Below are 14599 nucleotides of genomic sequence, written 5' to 3'. Positions count from 1 at the left end.
GCCGCATTCTCACTTATTTTCCAGGTCCAGGCCACAAGCGCTGGCGTTTGCTCCTACTGAGCCGCCGGCGTCCTGAGCTTTTCCAACACAGAAAGTGGAGAGATCACCTTGGTAGAGTACGTAGTTTCCCTCGATAAGCTCGGCGTCCATGATGTAGAGCATGTGGGGGGCAAGAACGCATCCCTCGGCGAGATGATCAGTAATCTTGCAGGCGCTGGCGTCTCGGTGCCCGGTGGTTTCGCCACCACGGCCCAGGCTTACCGCGATTTCCTCGAGCTGAGCGGCCTCAACGCCCAGATCCACGCCGCGCTGGACGCTCTGGACGTCGATGACGTCAATGCCCTGGCGAAAACCGGCAGCCAGATCCGCCAATGGATCATGGACGCCGAGTTCCCCGAGAAGCTCAACGAAGAAATCCGTACCGCCTTCGCGGCACTGTCGGCCGGCAACCCGGACATGGCCGTTGCCGTGCGCTCCTCGGCCACCGCCGAAGACTTGCCGGATGCTTCCTTTGCCGGCCAGCAGGAAACCTTCCTGAACATCCGCGGCGTTGAAAACGTGATCCGCGCCGCCAAGGAAGTGTTTGCCTCGTTGTTCAATGACCGCGCTATTTCCTACCGCGTACACCAGGGTTTCGACCACAAGTTGGTGGCCCTGTCTGCCGGTGTGCAGCGCATGGTGCGTTCGGAAACCGGCACCGCCGGCGTGATGTTCACCCTGGACACCGAATCGGGTTTCCGTGACGTGGTGTTTATCACCGGCGCCTACGGCCTGGGCGAAACCGTCGTACAAGGCGCGGTCAACCCGGACGAGTTCTACGTCCACAAACACACCCTTGAGGCCGGCCGCCCGGCCATCCTGCGCCGCAACCTGGGCAGCAAGGCCATCAAGATGATCTACGGCGACGAGGCCAAGGCCGGTCGCTCGGTGAAAACCGTTGAAGTCGACAAGGCCGAACGTGCGCGTTTCTGCCTGACCGACGCAGAGGTCAGCGAACTGGCCAAACAAGCGATGATCATCGAAAAGCACTACAAGTGCCCGATGGACATCGAGTGGGCCAAGGACGGTGACGACGGCAAGCTGTACATCGTGCAAGCGCGCCCGGAAACCGTGAAGAGCCGCACTTCGGCCAACGTGATGGAGCGCTACCTGTTGAAAGAAACCGGCACCGTGCTGGTGGAAGGCCGCGCCATCGGCCAGCGCATCGGCGCCGGCAAGGTGCGGATCATCAAGGACGTGTCCGAAATGGACAAAGTCCAGCCCGGCGACGTGCTGGTCTCCGACATGACCGACCCGGACTGGGAGCCGGTGATGAAACGCGCCAGCGCCATCGTCACCAACCGTGGCGGGCGTACCTGCCACGCAGCGATCATTGCCCGCGAACTGGGGATCCCGGCGGTTGTGGGTTGCGGCAACGCCACCCAACTGTTGAAAGACGGTCAGGGTGTGACGGTGTCCTGCGCCGAAGGCGACACCGGCTTCATCTTTGAAGGTGAGCTGGGCTTCGACATCAAGCAAAACTCCATCGATGCCATGCCGGACCTGCCGTTCAAGATCATGATGAACGTCGGTAACCCCGACCGCGCCTTCGATTTCGCACAGTTGCCGAACGCCGGTGTGGGCCTGGCCCGTCTCGAGTTCATCATCAACCGCATGATCGGCGTGCACCCCAAGGCCCTGCTGAACTACGACGGCCTGCCGCTGGAGATCAAGGAAAGCGTCGACAAACGCATTGCCGGCTACAACGACCCGGTGGGTTTCTACGTCGAGAAGCTGGTGGAAGGCATCAGCACCCTGGCGGCGGCGTTCTACCCGAAAAAGGTCATCGTGCGCCTGTCGGACTTCAAGTCCAACGAGTACGCCAACCTGATCGGCGGTAAGCTCTACGAGCCCGAAGAAGAAAACCCGATGCTGGGCTTCCGTGGCGCTTCGCGTTACATCAGCGAAGCCTTCCGCGACTGCTTCGAGCTGGAATGCCGTGCCCTCAAGCGCGTGCGCAACGAGATGGGCCTGACCAACGTCGAGATCATGGTGCCGTTTGTACGCACCCTGGGCGAAGCGAGCCAAGTCGTCGACCTGCTGGCTGAAAACGGCCTGACTCGCGGCGAAAACGGCCTGCGCGTGATCATGATGTGCGAACTGCCGTCCAACGCCATCCTGGCCGAAGAGTTCCTGGAGTTCTTCGACGGTTTCTCCATCGGCTCCAACGACCTGACCCAGCTGACCCTGGGCCTGGACCGTGACTCGGGGATCATCGCGCACCTGTTTGATGAGCGTAACCCTGCGGTCAAGAAGCTGCTGGCCAATGCTATCCAGGCCTGTAACAAGGCCGGCAAGTACATCGGCATCTGCGGCCAAGGCCCTTCCGACCACCCGGACCTGGCCAAATGGCTGATGGAACAGGGTATCGAAAGCGTTTCCTTGAACCCCGACTCCGTGCTGGAAACCTGGTTCTTCCTGGCGGAAGGCCAAGCGTCCGCTTAAAGGCGTGACGTCAAAAGTGCCGGTCCCCCAGCCTGGGTGACCGGCATTCTTATCTGTACAGGGCGGAACTCCATCCGGACGCCGCCCTTTTTTGTGCAAGAGCATTATGCAAAGCAGCAGCAACCTATTTCCCGTCGCCTTGATCAGCGCTGAACGTCGTGGCGACCTGAGTGAAGATGTGTACCGTCTTAAACCCGGTAACAGCCCCGACGGCACCGTCGAGCTGGCTGTGACCCGTTTGGGCCTGGCGGATGCCCCGGAAAACCGGGGCACGCCGGTTATTTTATTGCACGGCAGTTTTTCCAATCGGCGCTTCTGGTATTCGCCCAAAGGCATCGGCTTGGGCGCTTACCTGGCGCGTCAGGGATTTGATGTATGGATCCCGGAAATGCGCGGCCATGGCCTGTCCAAGCGCAATCAGGCCTACGCCAGAAATCGCGTCGCCGATTACGCGCGTTACGATTTGCCGGCGATCGGCGCATTTGTCCGAGAACAAAGCGCACAAATCCCGCACTGGGTAGGCCACTCCCTGGGCGCCACCGCCCTGGCAGCGGCCCTGGGCGGTCAACACCTTGGCGCGCCAGCCGTGGCGTCGGTGGCGCTGTTTGGTTGCCAGGTCAGCCGCACCCACTGGCCGTTGAAGATTCCGCCGCTGGAGTGGACCGGCCGGTTGCTCTTGAAACGTTTTGGTGAAGTATCCGGCGTACGGCTCAAACGCGGCCCCGAGGACGAACCGGCGGGCGTGATGATCGAAGCGATGCGCTGGAATGGCCTGTTCGGTCGTTTTGGCGATGGCAAGCAGGACTGGTGGAAAGGCCTGGCCGATGTCGACGTGCCGCTGCTGGCGGTCAGCGCTGCTGGCGATCAACAGGATCCGGACTGGGCGTGTCGCAAATTATTTGAACAAGTGGGCTCTGAGCACCGCCAATACCTGTGCCTGGGGCGCAAGCAAGGTTTCAGCGGGGATTTCGGACACGTCGAGATGCTGGTCAGCAAGGCCGCCCAGGCTGAAGTGTGGCCGTTGGTGGCGCAGTGGTTGAAAGACCCGCTGACACCGTTGTTCGCGGCAGAGCCGCAGGTCATCGCAATGGTTTGACGCAGGCGCTCTGCCAGGGGCGTTTCACTCGCGCGAGGTTGCGGCTAAGATATGACGCGGCAAACGTTTCTGGTCATATTCAGTCGTGCAGTGACTATTGCGTTGCGACGGTGTGAGTCTGATCATGGCCGCGACTGACGAGAGCGCACTTAAAGTTCAACCGCTGTGACGCGTTTTTCTGATGTACACCCTGGGATGTTCGACCTCTTCCTTGATGACAGGAGTTTCCCGATGATCCATTACGTGACGCCCGATCTGTGCGACGCCTACCCGGAGCTTGTGCAGGTAGTTGAGCCGATGTTCAGTAATTTCGGTGGCCGAGACTCCTTTGGCGGTGAAATCGTCACCATCAAGTGCTTCGAAGACAACTCGCTGGTCAAGGAACAAGCCGACCAACCAGGCGCCGGCAAGGTGCTGGTGGTCGACGGCGGCGGTTCCCTGCGTCGCGCGCTGCTGGGCGACATGATCGCCGAGAAAGCTGCAAAAAATGGCTGGGAAGGGTTGGTGATCTACGGTTGCGTGCGTGATGTCGATGTCCTCGCCCAGACTGACCTGGGTGTGCAGGCGTTGGCGCCTCACCCGATGAAGACCGACAAGCGCGGCATTGGCGACCTGAACGTGGTAGTGACGTTTGCCGGCGTGACCTTCCGCCCGGGGGAATACATCTATGCCGACAATAATGGCGTGATCGTTTCGCCAAGCCCGCTGAAAATGCCTGAATAAACCGCAGTAGCCGAAAGGGGTGAGGATGTTCGAGGAAGAAAACGCGCAGTGGGGGCTGGTGCATGCCCTGGTGCTGGACGGTAAAGGCGGTGCGCGTTCGATTGCCCGGACTGAGCTCGACGATTTGCAGCTGCAGCCCCGGGAAAGCCTGTGGCTGCATTGGGATCGCAGCCATCCCCAGACCCAGACCTGGTTGCGTAAATCCAGCGGTCTGAGCGAATTCGCCTGCGACCTGTTGCTGGAGGAAAACACCCGCCCGCGCCTGTTGCCGCTGCCGGACAGCGAATTGCTGCTGTTTCTGCGCGGGGTCAACCTCAATCCGGGCGCCGAACCGGAAGACATGGTTTCGGTGCGTATTTTCGCGGCCGCCAGCCGCGTGATTTCCCTGCGCTTGCGCCCATTGCGGGCTACCGACGAGCTGCTGGTGCAACTGGCGGAGGGCAAAGGGCCAAAAACCGCCTCTGAACTCATCCTTTATATGGCGCAGTACCTGACCAATAAAGTGCAGGATCTGGTCACCGACCTGTCCGAAGTCGTCGATTTAGAGGAAGAAAAACTCGATGCCGACGAACGGTATACGCCGGAGCACGGCAACGTGTTGCAGATCCGCCGACGGGCTGCCGGATTGAAGCGTTTCCTGGCGCCGCAGCGGGATATTTTTGCCCAGCTGACGCGGATCAAATTGCCGTGGTTCTGTGACGACGATGCTGACTACTGGAACGAATTGAACAACAGCCTGACCCGCTACCTGGAAGAGCTCGAACTGACCCGGGAGCGCGTGGGGCTGGTACTTGAGGCCGAAGACCGGCGCTTGAGCGTGCGCATGAATCGCACCATGTACCGCTTCGGGATCATCACCGGGATCTTCCTGCCGATGAGTTTTCTGACCGGTTTGCTGGGCATAAATGTGGGCGGGATTCCCTTCTCCGCCAGCCCCTACGGATTTGTGATTGCCTGCTTGTTGATGGTCTCGGTAGCACTGGGGCAATGGTGGCTATTTCGACGATTGCGCTGGGTTTGACCTGAATATGACCTGAACGCAGGCAGGGTCACATGTGACCCCAAGAATTTAACCCTCGTCTTTTAACTCACTTGCGAGAGGTCTTTATGCACGATCCGTTCGAACAGTCTTTGCGTGACATGCTCAATGCTTCGCCATCCAACCGTGATGACGATGCCTGCCTGGGCCGCGTGTTGAAAACCGCCAACCGTCAGGTGGGGGCGGGTGACCTGTTCGGGCTGCTGGGTCGTTGGTTGCCGGCGTTGATGATGGCCCTGAACAATGGTTCGGCCCACGTATCGCCGGTTTCGCGTCGTAAACCTCTTGCTCGCACTGCTGATAAGGCTGATTGAATATGGAACTTGATCTCTGGACCCAGAGCCTGGTCACCGCGATGACCGCATTGTGGACCAAGGTGGCGAATTTCATTCCCAACCTGTTTGGTGCTCTGGTTTTGGTGTTGCTGGGCTTTGTCGTGGCCAAGTTGCTCGATACCCTGCTGTCCAAGTTGCTCGCAAAATTGGGGCTGGACCGCTTGATGGCGGGCACGGGCCTGACTAAGCTGCTGGGCCGCGCCGGGTTACAGGTGCCGATCTCTACCCTCATCGGGAAGATCGTTTATTGGTTCGTTCTGCTTATTTTTCTGGTTTCTGCGGCGCAATCCCTTGGACTTGAGCGAGTTTCAGCTACGCTCGACATGCTGGCGCTGTATTTGCCGAAGGTTTTCGGCGGCGCGCTGGTGTTGCTGGTAGGTGTTTTGCTGGCGCAACTGGCCAACGGGCTGGTGCGCGGGGCCGCTGAAGGCGTTGGGCTGGACTATGCTGCGGGCCTGGGGCGAATCGCCCAGGGGCTGGTGATCATCATCAGTATTTCCGTCGCGATCAGCCAGTTGGAGGTCAAAACCGACCTGCTCAACCACGTGATTGTGATTGTTTTGATTACCGTTGGTCTGGCTGTTGCACTGGCCATGGGGTTGGGAAGCCGGGAAATTGCCGGTCAGATTCTTGCGGGAATCTATGTGCGTGAGCTGTATCAGGTTGGGCAACAGGTGCGTGTGGGCGAGGTCGAAGGGCAAATCGAGGAGATCGGCACGGTCAAGACGACGGTGCTGACCGATGACGGTGAGCTGGTATCGCTGTCCAATCGGATTCTCCTCGAGCAGCAGGTCAGTAGCCGCTAACCCGGCAAATCCTGCTAATGTACGCCGCCGCAAACCCGGGTGACCGGGCTGTAGCGGACATTGACCTGACTGTCGGCACGACTTGTTTTGAATAAAGCCCAAACGCTGTCCACGCGCTATGACCCCCGTGAGCTCTCTGATGAGGAGTTGGTCGCGCGCTCGCACACGGAGCTGTTTCACATAACACGCGCGTACGAAGAATTGATGCGCAGATATCAACGCACTCTGTTCAACGTTTGTTCAAGGTATTTGGGGAACGATAGAGACGCCGATGATGTCTGTCAGGAAGTGATGCTCAAGGTGCTATACGGCCTGAAGAACTTTGAGGGAAAATCGAAGTTCAAGACATGGCTCTATAGCATCACGTACAACGAGTGCATCACGCAGTATCGTAAGGAACGGCGAAAGCGTCGCTTGATGGACGCTTTGAGCCTGGATCCCCTTGAGGAGGCGTCTGAAGAAAAGGCGCCGGTACCCGAGGAAAAGACCGGGCTTGATCGCTGGTTGGTGCATGTGAATCCGATTGACCGTGAAATTCTGGTGCTACGATTTGTCGCAGAGCTGGAGTTTCAGGAAATTGCTGACATCATGCACATGGGTTTGAGTGCTACAAAAATGCGTTACAAGCGTGCTCTTGATAAATTACGTGAGAAATTTGCGGGCGAGACTGAAACTTAGTGCGTGGCAAATATCTCTTACGTGTAGGCAAGTTCTGTTAGACTTGTCGCCGAGTTGTCCCCCGGTTTGTGGGACTGCTTTACAATCACCAGATGGGGATTTAACGGATGAAACTGAAAAACACCTTGGGCTTTGCCATTGGTTCTCTTATTGCCGCTACTTCTTTCGGCGCACTGGCACAAGGCCAAGGCGCAGTTGAAGGCGAGCTGTTCTACAAGAAGCAGTACAACGATAGCGTCAAGCACATCGAAGACGGCTTCAACCCAGGCGCTCGCATTGGTTACTTCCTGACCGACGACCTGTCGTTGAACCTGTCCTACGACAAAACCAACCACACCCGTTCGAACGACGGTACTGGTAGCCAGAAGATCGGTGGCGATACTAGCAGCGTGACTGCTCAGTACCACTTCGGCCAGGCTGGCGTTGACAGCCTGCGTCCATACGTAGAAGGCGGTTTCGGCCACCAAAGCCGTGGCAACGTCAAAGCTGACGGCCACAGCGGTCGCGACCAGTCCACCCTGGCTATCGCCGGCGCTGGCGTGAAGTACTACTTCACCAACAACCTGTACGCTCGTGCCGGTGTTGAAGCTGACTACGCGCTGGACAACGGCAAGTGGGACTACTCCGCACTGGTCGGCCTGGGTGTGAACTTCGGCGGTAACGCCGGCGCAGCTGCTCCGGCTCCTACCCCAGCACCAGCTCCAGAGCCAACTCCAGAGCCAGAAGCTCCAGTTGCTCAGGTTGTTCGTGTTGAGCTGGACGTTAAGTTCGACTTCGACAAGTCCGTTGTTAAGCCTAACAGCTACGGCGACGTGAAAAACCTGGCCGACTTCATGGCTCAGTACCCAGCTACCAACGTAGAAGTTGCTGGTCACACTGACTCCATCGGTCCAGACGCTTACAACCAGAAGCTGTCCCAGCGTCGTGCTGACGCTGTTAAGCAAGTCCTGGTTAAAGACGGCGTTGCTCCTAGCCGCATCACCGCGGTAGGTTACGGCGAATCCCGCCCAGTTGCTGACAACGCAACTGAAGCTGGTCGCGCTGTTAACCGTCGCGTAGAAGCGTCGGTTGAAGCTCAAGCTGCTCAGTAATTACTGAGTAGTAGAAAAAGCCCGGCTTAGGCCGGGCTTTTTTTTGCCTGAAATTTGCCTCAGGCGCTCGCTGACACGGCAATGCAGGCGGCTTGCTCTGCGCCAGCAACACTGCCGATCACCAGGATCGCCGGGCTTTTCAGAGCAAATACCTGTGCATCGGTGTGCATGTGCGCCAGAGTGCTGCGGCACTCGCGTTGCTGAGGCAACGAAGCGTTCTCGATCATCGCTACCGGCATATCCGCTGCCATTGCGCCCTCCAGCAATTGCTGACGAATCTCCTCCAGCTTCGCCACGCCCATATACACCACCAATGTCGTACCGCCCTCGGCCAAGGCGCGCCAGTTCAGGCTGCTGTCATCCTGGGTATGCGCAGTGACCAGCGTCACACCGCGACTGACCCCGCGCAGCGTCAGGGGAATATCGCAGTTCGTTGCACCCGCCAGGCCCGCGGTAATCCCGTTGACCAATTCCACTTCAATCCCGTGTTCACGCAACCACATCGCCTCTTCGCCGCCGCGGCCGAAGATACACGGGTCGCCGCCTTTGAGCCGTACCACGCATTTGCCTTGGCGCGCATAGCGCAACATCAGGCGCTGGATAAAATCCTGGGGGGTCGAACGGCAGCCGCCGCGCTTGCCCACGGTGACTACCCTGGCGTCCGGGCAGTGTTCCAGCACCCTAGCGTTGACCAAGTCATCGATCAGCACCACATCGGCCGCGTGCAGGGCGCGTACCGCTTTGAGGGTTAACAGCTCCGGATCACCGGGGCCTGCGCCTACCAGCCAGACTTTTGCGCTCATGTTTATCCCCTCACACACTGATTGCGATTGGCAGCGATGTGCTGGCCAAAAGACGTTTGATTTCCGGAACGCAGGAGCCGCATTGCGTGCCGCACCCCAGTTCCTGTTTAAGCCCGGCCAGGTCCAGGCCACGGCCAATACCGGCACATACCGCGCTTTCACTGACGTTCTTGCAGTTGCACACAATTTTGCTGCTGGCCGCTGCGCCTCCCGGGGGTGCACTGAGCGGCGCAAGTAACCAGCGCCGAAGTTGATCGTCGGCACGGCCTTCCAGCCACAAACTCTGCAGCCAATGTCGCGCCAGGGTTTCGCCGGCCAGGCGCAGTGCGGTAATGCGGCCTTTTTCGATTTTTACCCGCTTGCCAATCGAACGGCGCGGATCGTCATAGGCCATGACCAGGCCGTCATTGAGGCCCAGCAGTTCGTCGATACGGGTTAACAGGTGCAAGTCGGGCGCTTCGGTATGGGCTGCGCGCAGCAGAAGAGCCGGCCGTTCACGCCCGGCCAGGCTTACGCTGACGTAGGCAAAGCCCTCACACAGCGGACGTAGCGCGTCAAAGTGTTGCTGCACGTTTCCTTCGATCAACGCGAACAACTGCCACGGTAGTTGCACGGCCTCCAGGCGCACGCCGCTGTGTTTGAGTTCGGGCTGTTTCGACAAGGGATCGAACGCCGGCTGGGTAAGGGCATTAACACCGCCCTTGAGAAAGCGATCGCCCCAATGCATGGGCAGGAACGCCTGGCCTGGGCGCACGCTGTCATCACTGCTGACGGCGACAATCACACTGGCGCGACGGCTTTTCAGGCTGACCAGATCGCCGTCTTTGAAACGATGCCGACGCAACTCATCCGGGTGCAGGCTCAGCAAGGCTTCATTGACATGCCCGAACAATTGCGCGGCCGTGCCGGTGCGGCTCATGCCGTGCCATTGATCGCGCAGGCGCCCGGTGATCAGGGTCAGTGGGAAGCGGGCATCACGTTGTTCTTTGGCGGCGCGGTAAGGGTCGGCGATAAAGTGCGCGCGGCCGCTGTCTGTCGGGAACACACCCTCGGTGTACAGACGCGGCGTGCCAGCGTGTGCGCCCTCTGGAAATGGCCATTGCTGCGGGCCGAGCCGGTCGAGCAGGGCATGGCTGATACCCGACAAGTCGAGGTCGCGGTGGCGGGTCAGCACCTTGTATTCATCAAAGATCTGCGCCGGCTGCTCGAAAGCGAACAAGCTCGGCAACCCTGGACGCAAGCGTTGCTCCAGGCGCTGTGCGAAATCCACGGTAATCGCCCAGTCCGGTCGTGCTTCCCCAGGTGGGACGATGGCGCGGCGTACGTGGGAAATCCGCCGTTCGGAATTGGTCACCGTGCCTTCTTTTTCGCCCCAACTGGCGGCGGGTAACAGCAGGTCGGCGTAGGCGGCGGTTTCGGTAGTGCGAAAAGCTTCCTGCAATACCACGAATGGGCAGGCCGCTAATGCCGCACGCACGCTGTTCTGGTCCGGCAAGGATTGCGCGGGGTTGGTGCAGGCAATCCACACGGCTTTGATCTTGCCGGCCTGGATCTGTTCGAACAGTTCGATAGCCGTCAGCCCGGTAGGCGCCGGCAACGTTTCGACGCCCCAATAAGCCGCGACTTCGGCCCTGTGTTCAGGGTTGGCCGCCTCGCGATGCCCCGGCAGCAGGTTCGACAAACTGCCGGTTTCGCGCCCGCCCATGGCATTCGGTTGGCCGGTCAGGGAAAACGGCCCGCAACCCGGCCGACCAATAGTGCCGGTGGCCAGGTGCAGGTTGATCAGCGCACTGTTTTTGGCACTGCCGGCGGTGGACTGGTTGAGCCCCATGCACCACAGCGAGAGAAAACTGCTGGAGGTGCCGACCCACTCTGCACACAGGCGCAACTGCTCAACGCTGATGCCGCACAACTGCGTGACCATCTGCGGCGTGTAGTCATGCACCAGTCGCTTCAACTCGACCAACCCATCGGTATGTGCCTGGATAAAGTCGCGGTCGATCCAGTCTTCCCACAGCAACAGGTGCAAGATCCCATGGAACAGCGCCACGTCTGTGCCCGGCAGGATCGCCAGGTGCAAGTCAGCCAAATCGCAGGTATCCGTGCGCCGTGGGTCGATCACCAGCACTTTCATTTGCGGACGCCGTGCCTTGGCTTCCTCAAGGCGTCGGAACAGTACCGGATGGGCGTAGGCCATATTGCTACCGACGATCATCACGCAGTCACTCGACTCCAGGTCCTCATAGCTGCATGGCGGCGCATCCGCACCCAGGCTGCGTTTGTAGCCGACCACCGCCGAAGACATGCACAGCCGCGAATTGCTGTCGATATTGTTGGTGCCCACCAGTGCGCGGGCCAGCTTGTTGAAGCTGTAGTAGTCCTCGGTCAGCAACTGGCCGGAGATGTAAAACGCCACACTGTCCGGCCCATGTTCGGCAAGGGTGTCGGCGAACACATTGGCCGCGTGGTCCAGGGCGCTGTTCCAGTCGGTGCGGGCACGGGCCAGGCCTTTGCCCAGGCGCAGTTCCGGGTACAAGGCGCGGGCCTCCAGGTCGCCGGTCAAGTGCAGGCTGGCGCCCTTGCTGCACAACTTGCCAAAGTTTGCCGGGTGGCTCGGGTCGCCTTGCACACCCAGGATCTGCGTGCCGTGATGCTCAATCAGCACGCCGCAACCCACCCCGCAATAACAGCAGGTGGACGCGGTGGTCTGGCGGTTCATCAACCGGCGTCCCGCAGGGCCAGCATCACCCGGCCGTTTTCCACTCGGGCGGGGTGATGATGGGCGCAGCCGATGTCCGGCGCCTGAGCTTCGCCTGACGCCAGGTCGATCTGCCAGTTGTGCAGCGGGCAGGCCACGCGTTTGCCGTAGATCAAGCCTTGGGACAGCGGCCCGCCTTTGTGGGGGCAGCGGTCATCGAGTGCGAAAACCTCATCGTCACTGGTACGAAAAATCGCAATATCGCCTTTTGGCCCATTGATGATGCGTGAGCCCAGGGCGTTGATCTCATCGAGGGCGCAGATATCCAGCCAGTTCATAGCGACACCTCCAACTGCTTGACGGGGATGACTTCGAATTCCTTTTTCAGCAGCGGCTGTTCCAGGCGTTCTTTCCACGGGTCTTGTTCGAATGACAGCGAGAATTGCAGGCGTTCGTTGAGGGCTTGGCGCCGGGCCGGGTCTTCCAGTACGGCTTTTTTGATGTGCTCCATGCCCACCCGCTGCAGGTAGTGCACGGTGCGTTCCAGGTAGAAGGCTTCTTCGCGGTACAACTGTAGGAAGGCGCCGTTGTATTCGCGCACTTCCTCGGCAGTTTTGAGCTTGACGAAGAACTCCGCGACTTCAGTTTTGATCCCGCCGTTGCCGCCGATGTACATCTCCCAGCCGGAGTCGACGCCGATAATGCCGACGTCCTTGATGCCCGCTTCCGAGCAGTTGCGTGGGCACCCGGACACCGCCAGCTTGACCTTGTGGGGCGACCACATGTTGAACAGGTCGTGCTCCAGCTCGATGCCCAGCTGTGTGGAGTTCTGCGTGCCGAAGCGGCAGAACTCGCTGCCCACGCAGGTCTTCACGGTGCGGATGGATTTGCCATAGGCGTGGCCGGAGGGCATGTCGAGGTCCTTCCACACACCGGGCAAATCCTGTTTCTTGATCCCCAGCAGATCGATGCGCTGGCCGCCGGTGACCTTGACCATCGGCACGTTGTACTTGTCGGCCACGTCGGCAATGCGCCGCAGCTCCGACGGATTGGTCACACCGCCCCACATCCGCGGGACTACGGAGTAGGTGCCGTCTTTCTGAATATTGGCGTGGGCGCGTTCGTTGATCAGGCGCGATTGCGGGTCGTCCTTGGCCTCGCCGGGCCAGGTGGAGATCAGGTAGTAGTTCAGGGCCGGGCGGCAGGTGGCGCAGCCGTTGGGGGTGCGCCAGTTCAGGTAGCTCATGGTGCCGGCGATGGTCAGCAGGTGCTGGTCGCGGATGGCCTGACGGATTTGCCCGTGATTGAGGTCGCTGCAGCCGCAGATGGCTTTTTCGCTTTTGGGTTTGACGTCGGCGGCGCCGCCCACGGTGTTGATCAAAATCTGTTCCACCAACCCCGCGCAGGAGCCGCATGAGCTGGCGGCCTTGGTGTGTTTTTTGACGTCATCGACACTGAACAATCCGTGTTCCTGGATCGCCTTGACGATGGTGCCTTTGCACACGCCGTTGCAGCCGCAGACTTCGGCGTTGTCGGCCATGCTCATGGCTTTGTCCTGGCCTTGGTGGCCGACATCGCCTAAAGCATTTTCGCCAAACATCAGGTGATCACGTATCTCGCCAATTGCGTGGTTCTCGCGGATCTGGCGGAAATACCAACCACCGTCGGCGGTATCGCCGTACAGGCACGCGCCGACCAGGATGTCGTCCTTGATCACCAGCTTCTTGTACACGCCGCCAATCGGGTCGGAGAGGGTGATGGTCTCAGTGCCTTCGCCACCCATGAAATCCCCGGCGGAAAACAGGTCGATGCCGGTGACCTTCAGCTTGGTCGAGGTCACCGAGCCTTTGTAAGTGGCAAAGCCCAGTTGGGCCAGGTGATTGGCGCAGACCTTGGCCTGTTCAAACAGCGGCGCCACCAGGCCGTAAGCGATCCCACGGTGGCTGGCGCACTCGCCGATGGCATAGATGCGCGGGTCGTAGGTTTGCAGCGTGTCATTGACCAGAATCCCGCGGTTGCAGGGGATGCCGGATTTCTCTGCCAGTTCGGTGTTGGGGCGGATGCCGGCGGCCATCACCACCAGGTCGGCGGGGATGATGTCGCCATTCTTGAACTGCACCGAGCCGACGCGACCATTGCCGGCGTCATGCAGGGCCTGGGTTTGCTCGCACAGGCGAAACACCAGGCCACGGCTTTCCAGTTCGGTTTGCAGCAACTGGCCGCTGGTCTTGTCCAGCTGGCGCTCCAGCAGCCATTCGCCGATGTGCACCACGGTCACGTGCATGCCGCGCAACATCAGGCCGTTGGCGGCTTCCAGGCCGAGCAGGCCACCGCCGATGACCACCGCGTGCTTGTGGGTTTTGGCGGTGTCGATCATGGCCTGGGTGTCGGCGATATCGCGGTAGCCGATCACACCCTGCAAGGTATTGCCGGGGATTGGCAGGATAAACGGCGTCGAGCCGGTGGCAATCAACAGGCGATCGTACTCGGCCTCACTGCCGTCCTCAGCGATGACGATGCGTCTTACGCGGTCGATCTGCACCACTTTGCGGTTTAGCAACAGCTTGATGTGGTTGTCCAGGTACCAGTCGAGGTCGTTGAGCACGATCTCTTCGAAGGTCTGCTCGCCGGCCAGCACCGGTGACAGCAGGATGCGGTTGTAGTTGGTGTGGGGCTCGGCGCCGAACACCGTGATGTCGTACAGGTCGCTGCTCAGCTTGAGCAATTCTTCAAGGGTGCGAACCCCGGCCATGCCGTTGCCGATCATCACCAATTTGAGTTTTTTCATGTCGTTCTCCGCAATGGCTCGACAAATCGTGCGCAAACAAAAAAGGCGCCCCCACCAG

12 protein-coding genes are annotated in these 14599 nt (G+C 59.9%); 8 read left to right on the top strand and 4 right to left on the bottom strand.

Annotated elements, in window-relative coordinates; translation table 11 throughout:
* Window positions 1–108 precede the first annotated feature (108 nt).
* The 8 genes from ppsA (at window position 109) to BFP92_RS13670 (ending at window position 8252) form a co-directional block, all read left to right on the top strand.
* Entirely contained in the window at window positions 109–2484 is a 2376-nt protein-coding gene (gene ppsA / locus BFP92_RS13705) for a phosphoenolpyruvate synthase (RefSeq protein ID WP_065929884.1), read from the top strand.
* A gap of 106 nt (window positions 2485–2590) precedes the next feature.
* Window positions 2591–3580 (top strand): alpha/beta fold hydrolase, encoded by a 990-nt coding sequence (locus BFP92_RS13700; protein ID WP_065929883.1) that lies wholly within the window; start codon window positions 2591–2593, stop codon window positions 3578–3580.
* A 234-nt stretch (window positions 3581–3814) separates the two neighbouring features.
* Entirely contained in the window at window positions 3815–4303 is a 489-nt protein-coding gene (rraA, locus tag BFP92_RS13695; RefSeq protein ID WP_170875840.1) for a ribonuclease E activity regulator RraA, read from the top strand.
* A 25-nt stretch (window positions 4304–4328) separates the two neighbouring features.
* Window positions 4329–5324, top strand: coding sequence for a zinc transporter ZntB (locus BFP92_RS13690; protein WP_065929882.1), 996 nt, complete (start codon window positions 4329–4331; stop codon window positions 5322–5324).
* Between the two features lie 86 nt (window positions 5325–5410).
* Entirely contained in the window at window positions 5411–5656 is a 246-nt protein-coding gene (locus BFP92_RS13685; protein ID WP_005790375.1) for a hypothetical protein, read from the top strand.
* A gap of 2 nt (window positions 5657–5658) precedes the next feature.
* Entirely contained in the window at window positions 5659–6483 is an 825-nt protein-coding gene (locus tag BFP92_RS13680; protein ID WP_003193288.1) for a mechanosensitive ion channel family protein, read from the top strand.
* 87 nt (window positions 6484–6570) lie between these two features.
* Window positions 6571–7161, top strand: a complete 591-nt coding sequence (gene sigX / locus BFP92_RS13675) for an RNA polymerase sigma factor SigX (RefSeq protein WP_065929881.1) — start codon at window positions 6571–6573, stop codon at window positions 7159–7161.
* Between the two features lie 107 nt (window positions 7162–7268).
* On the top strand, window positions 7269–8252 hold the full coding sequence (locus tag BFP92_RS13670) for an OmpA family protein (protein WP_065929880.1): 984 nt from the start codon (window positions 7269–7271) through the stop codon (window positions 8250–8252).
* 59 nt (window positions 8253–8311) lie between these two features.
* Here the strand turns inward: BFP92_RS13670 and cobA are convergent, their stop codons facing one another.
* Genes cobA through nirB form a run of 4 tightly spaced genes read right to left on the bottom strand, consistent with a single transcriptional unit; the run spans window position 8312 to window position 14541 of the window.
* Entirely contained in the window at window positions 8312–9055 is a 744-nt protein-coding gene (gene cobA / locus BFP92_RS13665; RefSeq protein WP_065929879.1) for a uroporphyrinogen-III C-methyltransferase, read from the bottom strand.
* 10 nt (window positions 9056–9065) lie between these two features.
* Complete coding sequence (locus BFP92_RS13660; protein WP_065929878.1) at window positions 9066–11774, bottom strand: nitrate reductase; 2709 nt, start codon at window positions 11772–11774, stop codon at window positions 9066–9068.
* On the bottom strand, window positions 11774–12091 hold the full coding sequence (gene nirD / locus BFP92_RS13655) for a nitrite reductase small subunit NirD (protein ID WP_017134764.1): 318 nt from the start codon (window positions 12089–12091) through the stop codon (window positions 11774–11776). The genes BFP92_RS13660 and nirD overlap by 1 nt, the downstream gene beginning before the upstream one ends.
* A complete protein-coding gene (gene nirB, locus BFP92_RS13650; protein WP_065929877.1) occupies window positions 12088–14541 on the bottom strand; it encodes a nitrite reductase large subunit NirB in 2454 nt (817 codons plus the stop codon). Before nirB ends, nirD begins: the two co-directional genes overlap by 4 nt.
* Window positions 14542–14599: the final 58 nt, after the last annotated feature.

Origin of the sequence: Pseudomonas sp. 58 R 3 (genome assembly GCF_900006605.1) — a bacterium.
GTDB classification, from domain to species: Bacteria; Pseudomonadota; Gammaproteobacteria; order Pseudomonadales; family Pseudomonadaceae; genus Aquipseudomonas; species Aquipseudomonas salomonii.
This window is presented reverse-complemented; position numbering and strand designations above follow the sequence as displayed.

Coding starts and splice junctions, on each gene's coding strand:
- BFP92_RS13700 (WP_065929883.1), top strand. CDS start 2,591: ATGCAAAGCAGCAGCAACCTATTTCCCGTCGCCTTGATCAGCGCTGAA.
- BFP92_RS13690 (WP_065929882.1), top strand. CDS start 4,329: ATGTTCGAGGAAGAAAACGCGCAGTGGGGGCTGGTGCATGCCCTGGTG.
- BFP92_RS13685 (WP_005790375.1), top strand. CDS start 5,411: ATGCACGATCCGTTCGAACAGTCTTTGCGTGACATGCTCAATGCTTCG.
- BFP92_RS13680 (WP_003193288.1), top strand. CDS start 5,659: ATGGAACTTGATCTCTGGACCCAGAGCCTGGTCACCGCGATGACCGCA.
- BFP92_RS13670 (WP_065929880.1), top strand. CDS start 7,269: ATGAAACTGAAAAACACCTTGGGCTTTGCCATTGGTTCTCTTATTGCC.
- cobA (WP_065929879.1), bottom strand. CDS start 9,055: ATGAGCGCAAAAGTCTGGCTGGTAGGCGCAGGCCCCGGTGATCCGGAG.
- BFP92_RS13660 (WP_065929878.1), bottom strand. CDS start 11,774: ATGAACCGCCAGACCACCGCGTCCACCTGCTGTTATTGCGGGGTGGGT.
- nirD (WP_017134764.1), bottom strand. CDS start 12,091: ATGAACTGGCTGGATATCTGCGCCCTCGATGAGATCAACGCCCTGGGC.
- nirB (WP_065929877.1), bottom strand. CDS start 14,541: ATGAAAAAACTCAAATTGGTGATGATCGGCAACGGCATGGCCGGGGTT.